Origin of the sequence: Halomicronema sp. CCY15110 (assembly GCF_016888165.1) — a bacterium.
Classification (GTDB): domain Bacteria; phylum Cyanobacteriota; class Cyanobacteriia; order Phormidesmidales; family Phormidesmidaceae; genus Halomicronema.
On record NZ_JACSWC010000194.1, the window covers coordinates 14,825 to 35,996 of the forward strand.

The window sequence follows — 21,172 nt, forward strand, 5'->3', positions numbered from 1 at the left end:
ATGGCAGACCAACTCCTTCGGGCCACCGCCGCCGATGGTGGCATTCGGATTGTCGGTACCATCACCACCGACGTGGTAGAAGAAACTCGACAGCGTCACCAACTGACTTACGTGGGTACAGCCGCTTTGGGCCGCGCCATCTCGGCGGGGCTGCTGTTGGTTTCCAGTATGAAGCGGGCGGAGTCGCGCATCAATTTACGGGTCAAAGGTGATGGCCCCATGGGGGGCGTCATGGTTGATGCCGGACTCGACGGTCGGGTGCGGGGCTATGTCGATCACCCTGAAATCGAGCTGCCGCCGACGGCGACTGGCAAGCTGAATGTGGGCGGGGCGATCGGCCATAATGGCTACCTCTACGTAGTGCGTGACGTGGGCTATGGACAGCCGTATTCCAGCACAGTGGAGCTCATTTCGGGCGAAATTGGTGAAGATCTCACCTATTACTTGGCAACTTCTGAGCAAACCCCCTCGGCACTGGCACTCGGCGTGCATGTCGATGAGCGAGGTGTGGAGGCCGCTGGCGGTTTGTTGCTGCAAGTGATGCCCAAAGCCGAGCGGGATGAGTCATTGATTTCACTGTTGGAATCGCGCATGGGTTCGCTGGCCGACTTTACGCCCAAACTGCTGGACAGCCAGACCTTGCCCGAGATTTTTGAAGATTTAGTCGGCGATCTGAATCTGACCATCTTGGATGACGCCGCGCCGATGGACATTCGCTTTTATTGTCCTTGCACCTACGATCGCATGTTGGGTGCCCTCAAAATGCTGGGCGTGGATGAACTGCAAGACATGATCGAAAAAGACGACGGTGCCGAAGCCACCTGCCACTTCTGCGGCGAGGTTTACACTGCTGACAGCAACAAACTCGCCGACCTGATTGACGACCTCAAAAAGCAGCGATCGGAAGCCTTAAACTAAAGCCGGTCATTCGCTATAGCTATGGTGCATGACGCTGCGCTAACGGCCCCCGACGGATGGCAAGGCTGTTCCAGCGATCGCGTTAACCGACTCCTTCACCCACTGCACCTCCTCCACCCACTGCACCTACCCCACTAATCTCACATCCATCCACCCTCACACCCTGCTCAACGATTCCCGCCATATGGCACTCTGGACAGTAGACAGACCAAACTGCTGGAGGAGCTATGGGCACGACGCCGAAGATTATTGTGCTGGATGATGATCCCACCGGATCCCAGACGGTTCATAGCTGCTTGCTGCTGTTGCAGTGGGATGTTGACACCCTCGTGCTGGGACTGCAAGACGACTCGCCGCTGATGTTTGTACTGACGAATACGCGGGCGCTGTCGCCAGCGCAGGCCGAGGCCGTGACTCGCGAAGTTTGCCAGAATCTGAAAGTGGCCATTCCCCAAGCGGGGATCGAAGAGTTTTTGGTCGTGAGCCGCTCTGACTCGACCCTGCGGGGGCACTACCCGATTGAAACAGATGCGATCGCCGCCGAACTTGGCCCCTTTGACGCACATTTCATGGTGCCCGCCTTTTTTGAAGGGGGGCGCATCACCCGCGACAGCACCCACTACGTCGTGCAAAACGGCACCCCTGTCCCGGCCCACGAAACGGAATTCGCGAAAGATTCCGTGTTTGGCTATAGCACCGCCTACTTGCCGGATTACGTGGCGGAAAAAACGAGTGGCGCGATCGCCCCTGACCAAGTCGAGCGCTTCACGCTGGATCGGGTGCGATCGGGGATTGCAGAGGCATTGAAGGGTTTAGAAGGAAACACTTGCGTGGCGGTAGATGGGGAAACCCAAGCCGACCTCAACGCCTTTGCCCAAGAAGTTTTGGCCGCTGCCGCTGACGGGAAACGCTTCTTATTTCGCAGTGCAGCGAGCCTGTTAACCGCGTTGGCGGCGCTGCCCCCTCAGCCGATCGCTGCCACCGACATGGCGCAGTATGTGAAAGACCATCATCCCGGCGCGATTCTCATTGGCTCCCACGTGAAAAAGACCACGCAGCAATTAGCCGAGTTGCTCAAAGCACCGGGCATTGTCGGTGTGGAAGTCGATGTAACGCAGATGCTGGACGATTGGGCAGCAGGGCGATCGCGCCTCTTAACCTCCACCCTGGCCCAGGTCAGCCAAATTCACGCCCGCGGCGACACCCCCGCCATCTACACCAGTCGCGAAGAACTCACCTTTCCCGATGTGCAGACTCGTCTCGCCTTTGGCGAACAGGTATCGGGTCTCTTGATGGACATTGTACGCGGGCTCCCCAGCGACCTGGGCTTTTTGATCAGCAAAGGGGGCATCACCTCCAACGACACCTTGAGCAAGGGACTCGCCCTCCGCACCACCCGGCTGCTAGGGCAAATTTTGCCCGGCGTATCGGTCGTCCGTACCGAAGCGGATCATCCGCAGTTCTCGGCCATGCCAGTGGTCTTATTTCCCGGCAATGTGGGTGATGAAAATGCCCTTGCCTTGGCGTATCAGAGGCTAAGCTAGGAAAGCCGCTAAAAGCTACCCACGGGCGATGATCCCCGTGCTCCCGCTGTGGGTTGTCTGGTACGGCGTCATCAACATTGCAATTGTGGAAAGTGTCATGTCTGAGGCAGATAGATTCCGGGTCGTCATCTTTGGTTCTGCGCGTTTGAAGCCTGAGGATACGGTGTATGAGCAGGTGCGACGATTAGCCCGGTTGCTGGGTCGAGACGGTATGGATGTGGTCACCGGGGGCGGCCCTGGATTGATGGAAGCGGCCAACTGGGGCCATCGCGAAGGCCGTGCAGATCCCAACAGTGTTGATGCGTCTAGCAAATCCTATGGCCTCAATATCAAGTTGCCCTTTGAAGAAGCCGCGAATCCCCATGTGGATATTAAGCACGACTTCGATCGCTTCTCTGAACGCCTCGATCATTTCATGCACTTGGCGAATGCGGTCGTGGTCGCTCCCGGTGGCGTCGGTACCCTGCTAGAGCTGGCCTACACCTGGCAACTGATGCAGGTCGAGCACATCTGCAATATTCCCATTGTGCTGCTGGGCGATATGTGGGAAGACTTTCTGCGCTGGGTCAAGGCTTGGCCCCTAGAAAAGCGGCTGATCAATCCCGAAGACTACGAGATGCTGTATCTCGTGCGCAACTGCGACGAAGCGTTTGAAGTCGTGCGCGCCGCCCAACGCAAGTTTGTTGAAAGCAATGGCGACTTTTGTCTCAACTATCAGCAGTACAAGCTGTGAGCGACAGATCGGGTAACGACACAACAGAACCCCGTTCTTTTGCCCACAAGCCTGGTATTAGTGAACTTCTGGCAAGGGAAAAATCGGGGTTCTGTTGTTGAGAACACTTATCAAGACTTGAAAGCGGACAAATCCAGGCCAGTTTGAGTCTTGAAGAAGGCTTGGAGACGCGCCGCCATCTGGGCCACACCGCCCTCCACATTAGATTCGATATTGAGGGGTAACACCGGGTCGTGCAGCGACAATCGCAGCAAAAACCAGCCGTTTTGCTCTGGACTGGTGCAAGCAACGCGCAACCCTTCGTAGTTGTGGGGCACGATTGCCCAGCCCGGTTGCTCAGCGACAAAGTCTTGGAGTTGCTGAATAACGCTGCTGCCGTGGACTTGGAAGTCCGGCTCCAGAATCTTGAGCCGAAACTCCTGGCTTTCTGCCGGTTCTTGCAAATTGGTGATCAGGTCAGTCAAGCGTTTGCCGCTGAGTCGCGCCTTGGCGAGTTCGCCCAAGAGCTTGCTGACGAGGTAAGCCCCATCGTCCAAGAAATAGTTTTCGCGCATGGCTCCGTGACCGGAGGTTTCGATCGCCAGCCAAGATTCCTGCCCCGCTTCATTCAACCGCATCGCCTCGTTGATCACATTTTTGTAGCCGCGCTTAAAGCGATGGTGAACACCGCCCAAATCTTGCTCGATAAAGCGGGTCAGGCCATCGGAGGTAATGGAGTCGGTCACGATAGTCGAACCGGGATGCGCTTGCAGGACAACGGCTGAAATCAATGCAATGAGACGATTGCGGTTGAGTTCCTGCCCCTCGTGATCGACTGCCGCCCCGCGATCGACATCCGTGTCAAAAATAATGCCAAAGTCGGCCTGGTTAGCGGTGACAGCTTCACAAATCGCCGCCATCGCTGCCTCATTTTCCGGGTTGGGGACGTGATTGGGAAAGGTGCCATCGGGGTCGAGAAACTGACTCCCGGTGGTATCGGCTCCCAACGGCTGTAATACCTGGTCAGCGTAGAAACCGCCTGCCCCATTGCCCGCATCCACCACAATGTTGAGCCCTTGTAAAGGCTCATCAAAATGGTCGGGATGATTCACTGCGGCGCGAATCTGCCGCACTAGCTCGGCGGCATAGGCGGAGATGAGGTCGCGCGGGGCGATCGCGCCTGGTTCTCTAGCAGTCTGGAAGTCGGCAGTCGCCGCCAAGTCCAAAATGCTCTTGATGTCAGGTTTGCTGAGCCCCCCTTGGCGGGTAAAAAACTTCAACCCGTTGCGATTAAACGGTAAATGGCTGGCCGTGAGCATGATCGCGCCATCGCATTGAAACTCGGGCAGCACCGTGCTCATAAACATAGCCGGAGTCGAGGCCATGCTCACGTCGTAAACCTGGCTACCCATCGCCGTCATGCCTTCTGTGACAGCAGTCATTAGGGTCGGGCCAGAGAGGCGACTGTCGCGACCGATCGCTAGCGTCAACTCAGTGGCGGGCTTGTCCAGCTGGGCCGCGAGCCAACTCACAAAGGCTTGGCCCAATGTGTGAGCCACCGCAGGCGTCAGGTTCACAGGCTCACCCGGCACCCCGGCGATCGCCACGCCGCGAATGTCAGACCCATTTTGTAGGGCAGCCCAATTCACCGATGTTGTGGAAAGAACCATGGGCGATCGCTCCGTTGCAGTTTCCTTCTCACCTTAAAAGTGACCAGCGCGATTCCGCGATTTCTTCAGCTTTTTTGCACGTCAGGCGGAACTTGCTGGCGATCGCACCGATTGGGCTCCCGCATACTTTCCAAAATCAGCCTGGGCGCGATCGCTGCATCAGTGATGTGGTGGAATAAATGACCAATGCTGTCCAAATGCAGCCAAAGGTGACCAGGTGCGTCGGGGTAAACGGCTCCCGATACAGAAATACGCCCAGCACCAACTGTATCGAAGGCGCGACATATTGAAAAAAGCCCAAGGTCGAGAGCCGCAACCGCTTGGCCGCATTGTTGAACCACAGCAGCGGCATGGAGGTCATCACCCCCGCCCCGATAAATAAGAGGCTTAAAGGCACCGTTGAACCGAAATTGCCCACGCCCGTGACCTGCCAGTAGCTCACTACCAGCAACGCTAACGGGGTAATCATTAACGTTTCCACTGCCAGGCCGACCATGGGGGCGACAGCCACCACCTTGCGCAACAGGCCATAAAACGCAAAGGTAAACGCCAGCCCCAACGCAATCCACGGCACCGCCCCAAACTGCCAAATAAAGTAGCCGACGCCGATCGCCGCCAACCCCACCGCCATCTGCTGGCCCCGCAGTAGCCGCTCCCGCAAAAACACGAAACCTAGCAAGACCGTCACCAGGGGATTGATGAAGTAGCCGAGGCTGGTTTCCACCACGCGATCGCTGTTCACCCCGTAGATGTAGAGACCCCAATTACAGGTCAGTAAGGTCGCCGTTGCGAGTAAAATCCGTAAGGTTTTGGGCGATCGCAGCAAGGCTCCCACCTCCGCCTGGCGCTGCTGCACCAGCAAAATGCCGCTCAAAAACACCAGCGACCAGATCATGCGATGGCACAGCACTTCTACTGGCGAACTTTGCTGAAAAAACTTCCAGTAAATGGGGAGTAACCCCCAAGCGCCGTAGGCCAGCACCGCGTAGAAGCCGCCAGCCCTGCTAGCCGACTGCGATGATTGAGACGATTCGTTCAAGCCGACTTCCTCGCGAGGCAAAGCCCATATCCTAACAGGGGAACCGGGGGCATCTGTGGGTGTGATCGAGGCTCCTAAATATTTGCAACCCACATTAGAGACCTGACCAATCACCTTCGCTGCCCCCACTCCCCTGCGCCCCCACTCCCCTGCGCCCCCACTCCCTCACTCCCCCACCCATATCCCCCGCCCATATCCCCCTCCCCAGCATTCATTCCCGCAGAGCAGTGAGATAAGATGACAGAGCAAAATTGATGCCGCCACCTGAGGGGAAAGTTCGGTGCGTGAACTCGTTCACCAATCCGACACTGTGCCGCAACTGTGATCAATCTCTACCACGCACGAGGTAAGAGGTTTTCAGTCAGAACACCCTCTGTGGCTTTGTATCTTGATCGCCTGCGTTGCACAGGCTCGGAGATAAATCACGAATGACCACCGCGCAAATTTTGACTCATCCCGGTGTTTTTGACGCCGATCATTCCTTAAAACTGACGCCTTTACCGGAACAGCGCCCCCTGTTACTCATTGGTCACGGCAGCCGCGATGCCCAGGGCCGGCAAAACGTGCTGGATTTTGCCGCTGCTTATCAAGCTTTAGATGCGTCCCGTCCGGTCATTCCCTGTTTTCTGGAACTGACCGAACCGTCTATTCAAGCTGGGGTCGATCGCTGTGTTGAGGCCGGCTACACCGATATCTCAGCGCTACCTGTGTTGCTGTTTGCCGCGCGACACAACAAGTTCGATGTCACCAATGAACTGGATCGCGCTCGGCAACGGCATCCCCAAGTCACGTTTCACTATGGGCGACACTTTGGCATTACCCCGGAGATCTTGGATTTGTGGCGCGATCGCCTCACTCAACTCGACAGTCCGGCGTACAATCCCCGGCAGATCCAACGGCAAGACACCGTGCTGCTGTTTGTCGGGCGTGGGGCCAGCGACCCCGATGCCAATGGCGATGTTTACAAACTGGCGCGCATGGTGTGGGAAGGCAGCGGCTACGATACCGTGGAAACTTGCTTCGTCGGCATCACCCATCCCCGGCTGGAAGAAGGTTTTCGGCGGGCACGGCTGTATCAGCCCAAGCGCATCATCGTGTTGCCTTACTTCTTGTTCACGGGCGTACTGATGAAAAAGATTCAAGATATCGCCGCTCAACAGCAGGTTGCCCATCCCGAAACTGAAGTCGTATGTTTGCCGGAAATGGGCCTTCACCAGCAGTTGCTCGGGGTGATGCGCCGCCGCGAAATTGAGACCCAAACCGGGTCGGTCGCGATGAACTGTGAAATGTGCAAGTTCCGATTAGCCGCCTTTGATGCTCATGGTTCCAGTCACGGGCATGATCACAGCGATGACCCGGCTCACGGGCACCCTCACGGTCACGGCCACCCTCACGACCATGGCAGTGAAATGCCCGATCCTTATGCGGAACCGGCGCAATATCACGATCGCATTTGGCAAGTGCCCTAACAGCGATATGTTGAGGGTGGAGCCACCGGACTCCACCCCAGTTCTTCACGGTGATTTGACGATGAGTGAGTCCTTTATCATTGGCGATCGCGTTTATCTCGCCACCACCCCGCCTTATATCAAGACCGCCGACACCATGCCCATGCTGCGCCCCAGCGACACGGTGCCCGTCGGGACACCGGGCATCATTGTGCAGCAAAAGCCGGGGGATTCCTGGGTGGTCAAATTTGAGCAGGGATCCTTTCTGGTCGACACCCCCTATTTAGCCAAAGTCGTTTACGAAAACAACTCGGCCACAGAAGAGTAAAGCTGACGGGTGCGACAGGATATCGCACATCTGGCCAATGCCAACGAAGCCGCGTCATCGCGTAACGCCGATTAAGGATGCTGCTGTTCGTCAGCGATCGCTGCTCTCCCCAGAAAACTGGCTATTGCCAATGGGGTGGCGTGCGTCCATAGAGACGAATCATTTCCCGCAGGCGTTCTCGCAGTTCACCCGTGAGCATTTCGGAACGATAGCGCCAGGCCCAGTTGCCGTCAGGCTTGCCGGGTGAGTTCATGCGGGCAAAGCTGCCGAGTCCCAACACGTCTTGCAGGGGAATGATCGCCTGGTTAGCAATGGAACTCAGCGCTAAGCGAATCAAGCTCCAGTGAATGCCATCGGCATGGAGACCGCCGAGATAGCGGAGGACGCGATCGCGCTCGTATTCTCCAGCTTGATCAAACCAGCCCACCGTCGTGTCGTTGTCGTGGGTGCCGGTATACACCAAGCAGTTGTTCACATAGTTGAACGGCAGATACGGATTCGTGTCGTCACCACCGAAGGCAAACTGCAAAATCTTCATGCCGGGAAAATCAAATTGATCCCGCAGGGCTTCGACCTCGGGCGTGATGACGCCCAAGTCTTCGGCCAAAATCGGCAGACTGCCAAACTCTTCCTTCACCGCGTTGAAAAAGGCTTCCCCTGGCGCTTTCACCCATTCACCATTGAGGGCAGTGGTTTCGCCTTCGGGCACGGCCCAATAAGCTTCAAACCCGCGGAAATGGTCAATCCGCGTCAGGTCAACGTAATCGAGCAATGATTTGACCCGCTGGAGCCACCAACGAAATCCTCGCTTTTGAATTTCTTCCCAGTTATAGGTCGGGTTGCCCCAGAGCTGCCCCGTTTCGCTGAAATAGTCAGGCGGCACTCCCGCCATCTCAGAGGGCTCTAGCGTTTCCTCATCAATCATGAAATTGTGGGGAAAAGCCCAAACGTCCACGCTGTCGTGGGCGACATAAATCGGCATGTCGCCCACAATTTGAATGTGCCGATCATTGGCGTATTGCTTGAGCTCATGCCACTGGCGTGTAAATTCAAATTGGAAGTACTTGTGATAGCTAATTACGGTCGCCAGCTTATCGTGCCATTCTGACATTGCCTGCGGGTTACGCCGGGCCAGGGCGGCATCCCATTGATGCCAGCCAGCGCCATGATGGGCACGTTTCAACGCCATAAAAAAGGCATAGTCGTCCAGCCAAAAGGCCCGCTCCTGACAAAAGGTGTCGTACTCACTGCGAGAGTCTTCGTCAGCGGTGGCATTGAACGTTTCGGCCGCTTTTTCCAACAGTTTGAGCTTAGTCGGCAAGACTTGACCAAAGTCCACTTCATCTTCAGGACAGTGGGGGAAGTCGTCTAAATCGGATTGCTCTAACAAGCCGCGATCGCGCAGCTTTTCCAAGCTAATGAGCAGGTGATTCCCCGCCATCGACGAGTAAGACATATACGGCGAGTTGCCATGGCCGGTCGGCCCCAGGGGCAAGACTTGCCAGAGTTGTTGTCCCGTTTCGTCGAGAAAATCGACGAACTCATAGGCAGTGGGGCCCAGATCGCCCATACCAAACCGCCCAGGAAATGAGGTGGGGTGTAACAGAATGCCGCTCGCTCGTTGAAAAGGCATCGGTTCTTCGATAACGTCCCACTGACTTTAGCATGGCAATAATCAGGAATAACTGAGCGCTGGATAGAGTTTTGCCGATCGCTCCGTGTGCGTAACTGCCGCAGCTTGGCTTCAGCGATCGCGAGGATTCCGGCCAAAATCTCCTATGGTAGTAAAACTGTTTATTTGGCAAATGGCTGGCTGGCTGTGACGTACCGTAACCCCGCCCCCACCGTAGACATCGTGATCGAAATGCGCGATCGCCCCCACCGCCCCATTGTGCTGATTGAGCGGCGCAACGAGCCTTATGGCTGGGCGATCCCCGGTGGCTTTGTGGATTATGGGGAACGGGTCGAAACGGCAGCGATTCGTGAAGCCCAGGAAGAAACCCAGCTGGCCATTACCCTCATCGAACAGTTTTACGTCTATTCTGATCCCAGCCGCGACCCGCGCAAACATACCCTCAGCATCGTGTTTCTGGCCTACGCCACCGGCACCCCCGTCGCCGATGATGACGCCCAAGACATCGCCCTCTTTGCCCCGTGGGAGGTGCCGACCAACCTGTGTTTTGACCACGATCGCATCCTGCAAGACTATTGGCAGTATCGCCACTATGGCGTCCGTCCGCGCCCGTGATCGCTCAGGCTCACAGGCCGAATTGTCGGTATTCCCGACGCGATCGTGGGGGCGAAAGGGCATGACCTTGACTGTTGCCAAAAGCCATAATTGAGGTGACGAGAATGCCTCACCCCTGCGGAATTTTGCATTGGCATTTCTCCCTGCAATAATGATGGCCGTTACACCATTGCAAAGGAACATTCATGGAACGCAAAATCGTGCAAACCGCTCAGGCACCGGCACCCGTCGGCCCTTACAACCAAGCGATCGCCGCGACGGGCTCAATGCTGTTTGTGTCAGGGCAGATTCCCCTTGATCCGCAAACGGGGACATTAGTCGGCGGCGACGATATTGTGGCCCAGACCGAGCAAGCGATCGCCAACCTCAAAGCCATCCTCGCCGCCGGGGGAGCCACCTTGGACAACGTGGTCAAAACCTCCGTCTTTCTCAAAGATATGAACGACTTTGCCACCATGAACGCCACCTACGCGAAGCATTTTGGCGAAGAGAGCGCCCCCGCCCGCGCTTGTGTCGAAGTGGCCCGACTGCCCAAAGATGTGCGCGTCGAAATTGAATGTATTGCCGTCATCTAAGAAATCGAGGGGGGAATGGCGATCGCTCGACTCACGGGGTTACTCAACCGCACCCGCAGCGACCTCTTCGCGGGCCTGACAATTGGGACAAAGCCCGAAGAATTCCAGTGTGTGATAGTAAATGCGGAACTCGTGGTGAGCCTGGAGTTCGTGCTCCAAATCGTGTACCGGGCATTCATCAATGGAAATGCTGCTGCCACACCGCAAACAGGTGAGATGGTGGCGGTCTTCTTGGGGCAAGCTGTAGAGTGATTCGCCGCTGGGCAATGTCCGCACTTGTACCAGCCCAGACAGTTTCAGCGCATCCAGAGAGCGGTACACCGTCGCCAAGCCAATACTGAATTGGTGGTTACGCAGTTCCATATATAGATCTTGAGCCGACGTCGGTTTAGTGAGCTCTTGCATCACTTGGAGAATGCGTTCTTGACTGCGAGTGCGTCCGTTCATGCCTGCTTATCAACAGCGTCTCTACCAGCTTAGTGCAGAGCGGAATACGGTAGGATGATGAAGCCTTTGAAGACGCGATCGCCATGCCGACCTACCAAGCCCAGATCTACGTTACGCTGCGACCTTCGGTCCTTGATCCGGCGGGCACTGCGGTGCAGTCGGGCCTCCACCATATGGGCTTTACCGGGGTCGAGCAAGTGCGCATTGGCAAATACATTCAAGTCACCCTGACGGCTGAGGATGAAGCCACGGCTCGCCAGCAGTTGGATCACATGTGTGATCAGCTTTTGACCAATCCAGTCATCGAAAACTACCGCGTTGAGTTAGCGATTAAAGCCCCTGCGGGCACCGTCGCTTAACCTTTTGCTCCCCGAATTTTGGAAGTCGACTGCTATGAACGTCAGCGTTATTGTCTTTCCCGGTGCGAACTGCGATCGCGATGCGGCCTACGTCACCCGCGATCTACTCGGCCAACCCACCCAGATGATCTGGCATGAAGACCGTGACTTAAAAAATGCCGATTTGGTGATTGTGCCCGGCGGCTTTAGCTACGGCGACTATCTCAGATGTGGCGCGATCGCCCGCTTTTCTCCCGCCTTGCAAGCCACGGTCGAACACGCTCAACGCGGCGGTTTGGTCATCGGCATCTGCAACGGCTTTCAAATCTTGACCGAAGCGGGATTGCTACCCGGTGCCCTGATGCGCAATCGCGACCTGCACTTTATTTGCGATCGCGTGCCCCTGCGAGTCGAGCGCACCGATCTGGTGTGGACGCAACACTATCCTGACCAAGCCGTGATTACCGTGCCCATTGCCCACGGAGAAGGCTGCTACTACGCCGACGCCGACACCCTGCAAGCGATCGAAGACCACGGCCAAGTCGTCTTCCGCTACTGCGACGCCACGGGTGCCCCCACCCCAGAGAGCAACCCCAACGGCTCGCTGAACAACATTGCGGGCATTTGCAACCGCCAGGGCAACGTGCTGGGCATGATGCCTCACCCGGAGCGAGTCTCCGATCCCCTCTTGGGCGGCACGGATGGGTTGGCGCTGTTCCAGAGTGTGATGAGTAAGCAACTGCAAACAATTTAGACGAGATGATGCGGTCAACGTCCCGTCTAATTTCCGCTTGATACCCTTGAGTTATCAACCTTTTTTAACTCTGGGGGCGTCACCATGACCACCTTGGATGCAGACACCCAGCAGTCGTTAACAGCCGCTCTTTACGCGTATCTGCATGAGTACGGCGGTGACTCTCTGCCGGAGGTGCGCGCGATCGCGGGGGCGCTCTTGGCCGTCAAAGCGCAAACCGGAGACTTGAAACTGCCCGGTTGGGAGATTGAACAGTGGGTCGATACTTTGGTCGCTGACGTTGACCTAAGTCGGCCTTGGCCCCCAGTCGGGCAAGAAGTAGACCGACACCTTGCCACCCAAGCCCAACACTGGCGCGAGCAGTTGGCAGTCCAAACTCGGGCCATCGTCGACGCTTACTTACAGAAATACACCCCCACCGATATTCCAGCTTTAGAGCCATTAGTCGCGACGGTGCTGCCCCTCGTCACCGATGTCACCCTCCCCCGCGATACCGCCCGTCACCTCATCGACACGGTCAGTCGCCAGATCGATGTATCGACCGCGAGCGATCGCGTAATCGATCCCACATGGCTCGCCCTCGCGGATCAAGTGCACCAAGTCTGGCAACAACGCGACCTGACCAACTCGGTGACGGATGTCATGCAGGCTTATATCCACAAATTTCAGCCCACCGCCGTTGACATTGGCGAGAGTTTGGTCCAGCGTGCCGTCGCAGCCGTATCGAACAGCAAACTGAAGCTAGGGCTGGATGCCGAGCTCACGCCCGACACCCACAAACTCCTGATTAAGCAAGTCATGCTGCAAGTGAAATTGCGGGATATGTCGTCGCCCCCCGTCAAGACCGCCCTGGAAATCGCGCAGGATTTGCACGATGAAGTCGGCCGCTATCGCCGCGATCGCGGCCTCGCCCAAGACCACCCGAACTACTGGCCCACCACCACGAGCACCACCGATGATGGCAGTTCAGCCCTCGGCGGCGAGATGAGTATCGGGATCAATGTGCAGCCTCGACGCTGAGCGTCAGAGCCCGCTAGCAACATTTCGTCAACAGACGGTTGAGCCGCTAAAAATTGACTGAACTTAATAAAACAGTTTTTGCACAGAATGATTAAACATTTGCCTGGGCGGCAAGACCTGGGCCTTGATGTCGAGCCACTTGGCATTGAGAACCTCAGTGCCCCAAACTCTGGGCAAAATCTGACTGTCAAGCCAAGCTCAGCGATCGCCGACTCCCTTTAGCTCCACCTACCCTGCCCCTGAAACGCACTCTCTGACTTGCCCTCCAGCCTTAGCGATGGCACAAGGCAGGTGCCACAGTGGGGCAATTCGCATCGAGCCGACCAGTGACACCCCTCCCCTCAGAGCCGACATCGAGCCGGGCTCAATGCCCTGAAATTCTCTCTGGGGACAATAATTTTGCCATTACTAATTTTTTGTCTTTTGTCTTCACTTATATTTATTGCAGACACAAATAATCTAAAAATCTGTTTTTTAGCTTTAATCAGGGATCTAAGGTGATGAAAGGATTCTCAAGAGTTTTAAGACAGACTAGATACTGATTAAAGGGTGGTTGGAATTTATGGCCGCTTCCCGAATCGAATGCCCGCCCCCATAATGCTAATCAAGCCGAAAACCCTCGCTGCTTTCACGCGGCGAGTTTACCTATTTACAACCGTTGCGGGTGACGGCGCTGACTCATCATCCCCAGCCGCAATGCATTATTGAACCGAACGCTTGGGAGCGATCGCCTGTGAAACTCTCCGTCTATGGCAAAGGTGGTATTGGCAAATCCACCACCAGTTGCAACATTTCCGTCGCCCTCGCCAAACGGGGCAAAAAAGTCCTCCAAATTGGCTGCGACCCCAAACACGACAGCACCTTCACCCTGACTGGGTTCCTCATCCCCACCATCATCGACACGCTGAAGGACAAAGGCTTTCACTATGAAAATGTGTGGCCTGAAGATGTCATCTTCAAAGGCTACGGTGGGGTGGACTGTGTCGAAGCGGGCGGCCCCCCGGCGGGCGCTGGCTGTGGCGGCTACGTCGTGGGCGAAACCGTCAAACTCCTCAAAGAACTCAACGCCTTCGATGAATACGACGTGATTCTCTTTGATGTGTTGGGCGACGTGGTTTGCGGCGGCTTTGCGGCCCCGCTCAACTATTCTGACTACTGCATGATCGTCACCGACAACGGTTTCGATGCCTTGTTCGCAGCTAATCGGATCGCGGCCTCGGTACGCGAAAAAGCTCGCACCCATCCCCTGCGCCTAGCCGGACTCATCGGCAATCGCACCTCTAAGCGTGACCTGATCGATAAATACATCGAGTCAGTAAATATGCCAGTGCTCGAAATTCTGCCACTGATCGAAGACATCCGCATCTCGCGGGTCAAGGGCAAGACCCTCTTCGAAATGGCCGAAACCGATCCTTCGCTGACGCCAGTAACGCAGTATTACCTCAACATTGCCGACCAAATTCTCGCGCAGCCTGAGGGCGTCATCCCCAGTGAAACGAAAGATCGCGAACTGTTTGCGTTGCTGTCTGACTTTTATCTCAATCCCCCCGCAGACGCGCCGAAGCAAGAATCTGAACTAGATCTGATGATGGTTTAACTCGATTTTGTGCCGAATTTTCGAGGCGGCACTGAGCTTCACGCGGACACTCACCGTCTAAGTTCAGTCGCCTCCACCGATTTTTTACCCCGAATCCCCGAGTCCCTGTAACGTTGCTGCTCAATTGACTCTCTGCTTTGATGAATTTCATCTATCATGAGGCGTCTAAACGCAACGGATTGAGGCAAAGTGATGGCCTTCTTCGAAAATTTCGTATCAGTAATTCGCCAAAAGTGGCTAGATTACGTGGAATCTAACCGGGAGTGGTTGCACTTGCAAATGCGAATGACCTCGGTCAGAACTCCCGACGGGGGACGACGCCCATCGTCATTCCTCATCTTGGGTGTGGTGAACGCCTTAGAACCCAAGTTAGGCAATCTGATGGTGCCGTTTTACCAGCTCAATTCTGATGAAGATGCGCTGGTCGAAGTGCTCGGCCTCAACTTTGACCCAGAAATGGCGTTAGCTGGCGGTAGTCTACCCACCACCGTCGATGCGGAAAACGAAGAGGCGACAATGCTACTCGATTCAGCTGAAGCTGATGAGAGCTAAAGCGTTGTGAATCACTTGCGCGATCGCCGTTACAGTTTGGCCTTGAGGGGACTTTCCATTGACTGCACTTAAGGAGTAACGCATGACCCTGGCAACCCCCCAACCTGAAAAATTAGAATTCGACTGTGATACAGGCAATTACCACACGTTTTGCCCCATTAGCTGTGTCGCTTGGCTCTATCAAAAAATCGAAGACAGCTTTTTCCTCGTCATTGGCACCAAAACCTGTGGCTACTTTTTGCAAAACGCCATGGGGGTGATGATTTTTGCCGAGCCCCGTTACGCCATGGCGGAGCTAGAGGAGAGCGACATTTCCGCTCAGCTGAATGACTATGAGGAGTTGAAGCGGCTGTGCGAGCAGATTAAGCGCGATCGCAATCCTTCGGTCATCGTCTTTATCGGTACCTGCACCACCGAGATCATCAAAATGGATCTCGAAGGTCTAGCCCCCAAGCTCGAAGGCGAAATTGGCATTCCCATCGTCGTCGCGCGGGCTAACGGCCTCGACTATGCCTTCACCCAAGGGGAAGACACGGTACTTGCAGCCATGGTGGAGCGGTGCCCCACTAGCGACGACCTCGAATCGCCAACGGACAAAGCCGAGCGCAACAACTTTCAAAAACTGCTTAACTTTGGCCGCAAAACCGATACCCCAGAACCGACTGAGAGCCCGGAATATCACGACCATCCCAACCTGGTCATCTTTGGCTCGGTGCCAGACCCCATCGTCACCCAGATGACCTTGGAACTCAAAAAACAGGGGATTAAAGTTGGCGGTTGGTTGCCCGCTAAACGCTATACCGAACTCCCTGTGTTGGATGAGGGCGATTACGTCATCGGGATTAATCCGTTTCTGTCACGGACGGCCACGGGACTCATGCGCCGCCGCAAGTGCAAGCTGATTGGTGCCCCCTTCCCCATTGGCCCCGATGGCACCCGCGCCTGGGTCGAAAAAGTTTGCTCGGTGTTTGGCATTGAACCCCAAGGCTTAGCAGAGCGCGAAGCCAAAATTTGGGAATCCCTCGAAGACTATTTGGCGATCGTGCGTGGCAAATCCGTCTACTTCATGGGCGATAACCTGCTGGAAATCTCCCTGGCTCGATTCCTCGTACGCTGCGGTATGACCGTACCCGAAATTGGCATCCCCTACATGGACAAGCGCTACCAGGCAGCGGAACTCGCCCTGTTAGAAAAGACCTGCCATGAGATGGGCGCGCCCCTGCCGAAAATCACCGAAAAACCCGACAACTATAAGCAGATCCAGAGAATTCAAGAGATTCAACCGGATCTGGTGATTACGGGCATGGCCCATGCGAATCCGCTAGAGGCGCGGGGCATCAATACTAAGTGGTCAGTGGAATTCACCTTTGCTCAAATTCACGGCTTTGCCAATGCCCGTGACATTCTAGAGTTGGTCACCCGGCCGCTCCGCCGCAACAGCAGTCTCAGCGACCTCGGTTGGGACAAACTCGTGAAAGAGGAAGCCAAAGTTTAGCGCCGAGACTCTCCGGCATCTTAAGACGTTAGCTGCGATCGCGGTTAAGGAGCTTGCTCTCCCTAACCGCGATCGTGGCGCGAATTATTGATCAATCTAGTACTCGACGGCACAAGTCTCGACACTGATCGGAAGTCCCTCTCCCAAAGTTGGTAGAGGGATTTAGGGTGAGGGCTAAGGGTTTGCAAGTTTACGCCGCACTGTACTAGTGGCTGTTTACAACTGCTTTAACGCTTGCTGTACTCGCTGCAGGATGAGGTTGTCAGCAATTAAGCGTTCTTGATAACCGCGTTGCCACAGGGGATTGCCAGGCGTATTTCTCAGCAAGTTAATCCGCTTCGCCGCAGCGGCCTTATAACTCGCCACGAACGAATTCAACAGGCGGGGCTTATCACCGGGATTGCTATAGCTGCTGGCATTTCCTGCTTCGCGTAGAGTGACAATGCCTTCGACTCGATTCGGCCAAATGGCCCATTTATCCAGCGTGAGGTGAGTATAAGCCCGGGCTGAGCGTTGCCATTCATCTGCAGCGATCTGGCCGACCCCGTTCAACTCAAATTGCCGATCTTCAGTCACATCACCGAAGAGATCTTCGTGGTTGTGAGTGTAGAGCTTAACCAGGTAGTAGGTCGTCCCAATAGTAGTCGGCATGGAAGACGGCGCTTGCTCAATAACGTTAGGTGAATGTGGTTTCAATGGCCTGCCCAAAAGAGGTTGATGTGATCTTCCGCTAGGCTTATGTTTCCCGTATTACAAGGGGAGTAACCCAGGGACATATGAAAACTCTTGGCAAAGGGTTTCAGTAAATAAACAAAGTCTGACACTAGCCTTAACGCCTGCCAATCGAGCACAGGTAATCGGAACTTTATATGGTTAGCATTCTCTCCTGAAGGGCCGCATTCGTGCTTGCGTAAAATCTTGGAAAAATCATCCATATCCACAAGAACTTTATCGTTTTCTGGCGATCATCAGTTGCGATAGGAACGCCCCCTGTGAACCCAGCGGCCCTTACAACGGCTCGCGGTTAGGACTGTGAGCCCCCCGGCAGCATGACTTTGCAAGTACTGAGACGCTGGCGATCGCTATGTCCTGTGATATCCGAAAAGGTAGTCATCAGCACAGATCAGACTTTTGCGAGAAAACTCTAGATTTTGAGAGTTATAACTCAGTAAAAACCCTGAGCCTCAAATATCTGTAAAAATACGGAGTGTTCAATCATTCTTTAAAGCGCTTCAGGGAATATACGCGACTCCCGAAAACATTTCACTTTGCAGTAGAAAGCGTCGCTAGATTTATTGATTTTGGGCAGAAAATATTTTGGCATTAAAAAAGAGAGGTCGATGACCTCTCTTTCTGGATGAGATTGGGTGTCGGATGATTTCAGCCGTTGCCGCAGTTGTTGGTGACGTTTACGGAGCTGGCGTTGTCGAGCAGTACCCGCCCGCCCTTTATCGTTGCGCCCCCGGCGACGGGGAGATTCCCACCGTTTGAGCGTCGTCATGATGTTGACCTGTCGGTAATATACATGGGCGGAGAGAGACTCGAACTCTCACAACCGAAGTCGCCACATTTTGAGTGTGGTGCGTCTACCAATTCCGCCATCCGCCCTTGGATGACACTCGAGGATTATACTGCGAAACGTCACGGTTTAGCAAAGTTTGGTATTCCGGGCTGTTGAACCAGCGGTCAATTTCGCGAGCCCGCAAGACCGGCAACGGATGGGTCAAATCTTGGGTGCGAATCTGCTTGATAATCTCGCCTGTTTCCGAGGCCACTGCAGCATCATAGGCCCGAGCCTGATCGAGAAAAGCGTCAACATTGAGTTGTGCGGAGAGACTGGGCGAGCCTCCGGACAGTTTCATCAACAAAGAGGCGATGGTCTGGGCATCTTGAACCACGAGTAAGGCGGCGCGATCGCAGGTAAACTCGGCGCAGCGCACCCATTCCATAATTTGCGTTTGAAACGTGGGCACCAGCAACTCGGCAAAGGGCAACTGGCTCGCCGCCAAAGTCAATAGATTAGCCAGGGTGAGATACACGCTGTGGTCACATTTGAGATGTCCCAGTTCATGACCAATGACCGCCTGAATTTCAGCGGGATTGAGTAGCTCAATCAAAGCGGTGTGAATCACAATAAATGGCTGCTTCCCCCGCATGGCAAAGGTGTAGGCATTCGGGACGGGGTGCTGGCGAATGTAGAGTTGGGGGGCGTCCAGATCGAGGATTTTGCAGGCCTCTAACAATAGCTCATGTAAGTGGGGCAGCTGGCGATCGCTCACTAACACGCTGGAAGAAATGTTGTCGAGGTAAAACACCTGCTCGGCGACTGGTCCTAGCGCCGTCCGCACCGCCATATCGAGCCCGGGCAACTGGCGCAGGGTCGTCGTCGCATTTAGATCCAACGGGTGGCGAAAGTGATCAGCTTTCAAGCCAGTTAAGACGGTCTTTTGAGCGGTGGTGTCCATTGCGGGGGGATGACTTACAGAGTATTGCCTATCACTGTAACGAAATTCGTTAATCGCTAGTGGTGCTAGCGGCTGCCATCAAGCGGGTTGGCAGTAACGCCGCACGATATCCACAATGCGCTGAGAAGCCTGACCATCGCCAAAGGGATTCACCGCCTGGGCCATGGCATCGTAGGCGGTGGGCGAATTTAACAACTCCAGCGCGGCGTCAGCGATCGCGGCGGCCTGGGTGCCAACGAGTTTGGCCGTGCCCGCCGCGATCGCTTCGGGTCGTTCTGTGGTCTCTCGCAGCACCAGTACCGGTTTGCCTAGCCCCGGCGCTTCTTCTTGCAAACCGCCCGAGTCCGTCAGCAACAGCGTGCAGCGCTGCATTGCCCCGACCAGTTGGGCGTAGTCCAGCGGTTCCGTCAAAAAGACGCGGGGATGCTCTCCCAGGGCGATCGTCAGTGGTTCCCGCACGGTGGGGTTGCGGTGCAACGGCAGCAGCAGCGCCGTATCGGGACACTGATCAAGAATTTTCAAAAAGCCCTGGGCGATATCCTGTAAGGGCTTGCCCCAGTTTTCGCGGCGATGCACCGTCGATAGCAGAACGCGGTGTTGTGACCAATCTAGCCCGGGAATCGAGCAGGGGGGATTTTGGGCGGCGACTGCCAACAAAGCGTCAATCACGGTATTGCCCGTGTGATGAATGTCGCCCACCACGCCTGACTTTTTCAGGTGGCCGACGGCGGTATCGGTGGGGGCAAAGTGCAGTCGCGTAATTTGGGAGATCAGCCGACGGTTGGCCTCTTCCGGAAAGGGATTCAACAAATCATCCGTCCGCAGTCCCGCTTCCACATGGCCGACGGGAATCTTCTGATAAAACGCGGCAAGGGCGGCGGAAAAAGCAGTGGTGGTATCGCCCTGGACGATGACAAGGTCAGGTTGCGATCGCTGAAAACACGCTTCTAACCCTTGCAAACTGCGGCAGGTAATATCCGTCAGGCTTTGCTGAGGCTGCATGATTGCCAAATCTTCGTCGGCCCCCAGGTGAAACAACTGCATTACCTGCGCCACCATTTCTCGATGCTGCCCCGTGAGAATGACCTGAGTCGCAAACTCCGCTGATTGCCGAAAAGCGCGAATGACCGGCGCGAGTTTAATCGCTTCGGGGCGGGTGCCTAAGGTGATGCAAACACGAATGGGAGCAGACATGGATCAAGCAACTCTCAAAAAATAACGGCGTCAACGACGGCGGCAGTCGCCATAAGCTTCCCTATGATGGCATGTCATGAATGGCGGTATCGAGAAGCTGGCAGAATAGCAGATGGACGCCATCTGCCAGCAGCCTGTCCACACAATGGCTCACCCAGCCAGCGCAGGTTGAGGGGGAGCGGTGTTCATAACCCCGTTGAACTATAGACGCGATCGCCCATGGCCCACACGCTAAAACTTGATGCCAACACGCTGTATACCCTGGACCTTTCAGGTGCACAAGCTTACATCGAACCGCTGATGGATAAGGGAAACTTGCTGGATCCCGAGGTGCGGCTCCAATTTGAAATTGATTTTCCCCGCGAGCCCACCGATCCGCGAGAACTCTCGGAAATTCCCGAAGTGCGGCTGTGGTTCATTCGCTTAGACGCGCTCTATCCCTGGTTGCCTTATCTCTTGGATTGGGAAGCGGGGGAGCTCGGACGCTACGCCGCCATGCTGGTGCCCCATCAGTTCAGCCCGAAGGATGGCATTCGCTACAATCCCGAAGCGCTGGAAATTTTTGTCATGCAGAAGATTTTTGTGGTGGCGCGTTGGCTGCGATCGCAAAATAATGCTCAAACCACGCGCCTGAAGTTTATGACTCAGATGCTCGGGTACGAAATCGAGGATGGGCTATTTGACCTGCTGATGTCTTAATGATGGCTGCCCTGGCGCTGTAATCGAGCCAATGGGCGCAGCAACAGCCCCTGTGGATGATGTGACCTGCGACGGTGAGGGGTGGCATTGCCCCGGCACGGCCAGAGCTCCGTACAATGGATGAGACCT

The 21,172-nt window shown here is 55.5% G+C and carries 22 protein-coding genes, 1 tRNA gene and 1 riboswitch; of the genes, 14 read left to right on the forward strand and 9 right to left on the reverse strand.

The window, feature by feature from the left end; all coding sequences use genetic code 11:
* From hslO to JUK32_RS05810, 3 genes are all read left to right on the forward strand, one after another.
* Positions 1-918: an Hsp33 family molecular chaperone HslO gene (gene hslO, locus JUK32_RS05800; RefSeq protein WP_204137901.1), complete on the forward strand. Its 918-nt coding sequence runs from the start codon at positions 1-3 to the stop codon at positions 916-918.
* Between the two features lie 227 nt (positions 919-1,145).
* Positions 1,146-2,462: a four-carbon acid sugar kinase family protein gene (locus JUK32_RS05805; protein ID WP_204137902.1), complete on the forward strand. Its 1,317-nt coding sequence runs from the start codon at positions 1,146-1,148 to the stop codon at positions 2,460-2,462.
* 97 nt (positions 2,463-2,559) lie between these two features.
* Complete coding sequence (locus JUK32_RS05810; protein WP_204137903.1) at positions 2,560-3,195, forward strand: LOG family protein; 636 nt, start codon at positions 2,560-2,562, stop codon at positions 3,193-3,195.
* Between the two features lie 110 nt (positions 3,196-3,305).
* Here the strand turns inward: JUK32_RS05810 and JUK32_RS05815 are convergent, their stop codons facing one another.
* Entirely contained in the window at positions 3,306-4,844 is a 1,539-nt protein-coding gene (locus JUK32_RS05815; RefSeq protein ID WP_204137904.1) for a phosphomannomutase/phosphoglucomutase, read from the reverse strand.
* A 136-nt stretch (positions 4,845-4,980) separates the two neighbouring features.
* A complete protein-coding gene (gene rarD / locus JUK32_RS05820) occupies positions 4,981-5,883 on the reverse strand; it encodes an EamA family transporter RarD (protein WP_204137905.1) in 903 nt (300 codons plus the stop codon).
* A gap of 224 nt (positions 5,884-6,107) precedes the next feature.
* Positions 6,108-6,276, forward strand: a riboswitch (cobalamin riboswitch).
* 35 nt (positions 6,277-6,311) lie between these two features.
* On the opposite strand from rarD, the gene JUK32_RS05825 reads away from it, so the two are divergent.
* Together JUK32_RS05825 and JUK32_RS05830 are read left to right on the forward strand one after the other, a co-directional pair.
* Positions 6,312-7,352, forward strand: a complete 1,041-nt coding sequence (locus JUK32_RS05825; RefSeq protein WP_204137906.1) for a sirohydrochlorin chelatase — start codon at positions 6,312-6,314, stop codon at positions 7,350-7,352.
* A 61-nt stretch (positions 7,353-7,413) separates the two neighbouring features.
* Positions 7,414-7,659: a DUF3148 domain-containing protein gene (locus tag JUK32_RS05830; RefSeq protein WP_204137907.1), complete on the forward strand. Its 246-nt coding sequence runs from the start codon at positions 7,414-7,416 to the stop codon at positions 7,657-7,659.
* A 121-nt stretch (positions 7,660-7,780) separates the two neighbouring features.
* On the opposite strand, the gene malQ is transcribed toward JUK32_RS05830, so the two are convergent.
* On the reverse strand, positions 7,781-9,292 hold the full coding sequence (gene malQ, locus JUK32_RS05835; RefSeq protein ID WP_204137908.1) for a 4-alpha-glucanotransferase: 1,512 nt from the start codon (positions 9,290-9,292) through the stop codon (positions 7,781-7,783).
* 186 nt (positions 9,293-9,478) lie between these two features.
* On the opposite strand from malQ, the gene JUK32_RS05840 reads away from it, so the two are divergent.
* Together JUK32_RS05840 and JUK32_RS05845 are read left to right on the forward strand one after the other, a co-directional pair.
* Entirely contained in the window at positions 9,479-9,907 is a 429-nt protein-coding gene (locus JUK32_RS05840; RefSeq protein WP_204137909.1) for an NUDIX hydrolase, read from the forward strand.
* 185 nt (positions 9,908-10,092) lie between these two features.
* Complete coding sequence (locus JUK32_RS05845) at positions 10,093-10,482, forward strand: RidA family protein (RefSeq protein ID WP_204137910.1); 390 nt, start codon at positions 10,093-10,095, stop codon at positions 10,480-10,482.
* Between the two features lie 39 nt (positions 10,483-10,521).
* Here the strand turns inward: JUK32_RS05845 and JUK32_RS05850 are convergent, their stop codons facing one another.
* Entirely contained in the window at positions 10,522-10,929 is a 408-nt protein-coding gene (locus tag JUK32_RS05850; protein ID WP_204137911.1) for a Fur family transcriptional regulator, read from the reverse strand.
* A gap of 83 nt (positions 10,930-11,012) precedes the next feature.
* Here JUK32_RS05850 and purS point away from each other — a divergent pair, with 83 nt between their 5' ends.
* From purS to JUK32_RS05880, 6 genes are all read left to right on the forward strand, one after another.
* The gene (gene purS / locus JUK32_RS05855; RefSeq protein WP_204137912.1) at positions 11,013-11,288 is read left to right on the forward strand and encodes a phosphoribosylformylglycinamidine synthase subunit PurS; all 276 of its coding nucleotides are present in this window, start codon (positions 11,013-11,015) and stop codon (positions 11,286-11,288) included.
* Positions 11,289-11,322: 34 nt separating this feature from the next.
* On the forward strand, positions 11,323-12,021 hold the full coding sequence (gene purQ, locus JUK32_RS05860) for a phosphoribosylformylglycinamidine synthase subunit PurQ (RefSeq protein WP_204137913.1): 699 nt from the start codon (positions 11,323-11,325) through the stop codon (positions 12,019-12,021).
* An 84-nt stretch (positions 12,022-12,105) separates the two neighbouring features.
* Positions 12,106-13,041, forward strand: a complete 936-nt coding sequence (locus tag JUK32_RS05865; protein ID WP_204137914.1) for a hypothetical protein — start codon at positions 12,106-12,108, stop codon at positions 13,039-13,041.
* Positions 13,042-13,774: 733 nt separating this feature from the next.
* On the forward strand, positions 13,775-14,638 hold the full coding sequence (gene bchL, locus JUK32_RS05870; RefSeq protein ID WP_204137930.1) for a ferredoxin:protochlorophyllide reductase (ATP-dependent) iron-sulfur ATP-binding protein: 864 nt from the start codon (positions 13,775-13,777) through the stop codon (positions 14,636-14,638).
* Between the two features lie 192 nt (positions 14,639-14,830).
* A complete protein-coding gene (locus JUK32_RS05875) occupies positions 14,831-15,190 on the forward strand; it encodes a DUF5331 domain-containing protein (protein WP_204137915.1) in 360 nt (119 codons plus the stop codon).
* 82 nt (positions 15,191-15,272) lie between these two features.
* Positions 15,273-16,685 carry a ferredoxin:protochlorophyllide reductase (ATP-dependent) subunit N gene (locus tag JUK32_RS05880; RefSeq protein WP_204137916.1) on the forward strand — a complete coding sequence of 471 codons (1,413 nt, stop codon included), beginning with the start codon at positions 15,273-15,275 and terminating at the stop codon, positions 16,683-16,685.
* Positions 16,686-16,901: 216 nt separating this feature from the next.
* Here the strand turns inward: JUK32_RS05880 and JUK32_RS05885 are convergent, their stop codons facing one another.
* From JUK32_RS05885 to wecB, 5 genes are all read right to left on the reverse strand, one after another.
* A complete protein-coding gene (locus JUK32_RS05885) occupies positions 16,902-17,336 on the reverse strand; it encodes a hypothetical protein (RefSeq protein ID WP_204137917.1) in 435 nt (144 codons plus the stop codon).
* A gap of 571 nt (positions 17,337-17,907) precedes the next feature.
* Positions 17,908-18,186, reverse strand: a complete 279-nt coding sequence (locus tag JUK32_RS05890) for a hypothetical protein (protein ID WP_204137918.1) — start codon at positions 18,184-18,186, stop codon at positions 17,908-17,910.
* A gap of 25 nt (positions 18,187-18,211) precedes the next feature.
* Positions 18,212-18,293: transfer RNA gene (locus JUK32_RS05895), tRNA-Leu, on the reverse strand.
* Positions 18,272-19,150 carry a M48 family metallopeptidase gene (locus JUK32_RS05900; protein ID WP_204137919.1) on the reverse strand — a complete coding sequence of 293 codons (879 nt, stop codon included), beginning with the start codon at positions 19,148-19,150 and terminating at the stop codon, positions 18,272-18,274. The genes JUK32_RS05895 and JUK32_RS05900 overlap by 22 nt, the downstream gene beginning before the upstream one ends.
* A 78-nt stretch (positions 19,151-19,228) precedes the next feature.
* The gene (wecB, locus tag JUK32_RS05905; RefSeq protein WP_204137920.1) at positions 19,229-20,344 is read right to left on the reverse strand and encodes a non-hydrolyzing UDP-N-acetylglucosamine 2-epimerase; all 1,116 of its coding nucleotides are present in this window, start codon (positions 20,342-20,344) and stop codon (positions 19,229-19,231) included.
* Positions 20,345-20,563: 219 nt separating this feature from the next.
* Between wecB and JUK32_RS05910 the strand changes: the two genes are divergently transcribed.
* A complete protein-coding gene (locus JUK32_RS05910; protein WP_204137921.1) occupies positions 20,564-21,043 on the forward strand; it encodes a CRR6 family NdhI maturation factor in 480 nt (159 codons plus the stop codon).
* Positions 21,044-21,172: the final 129 nt, after the last annotated feature.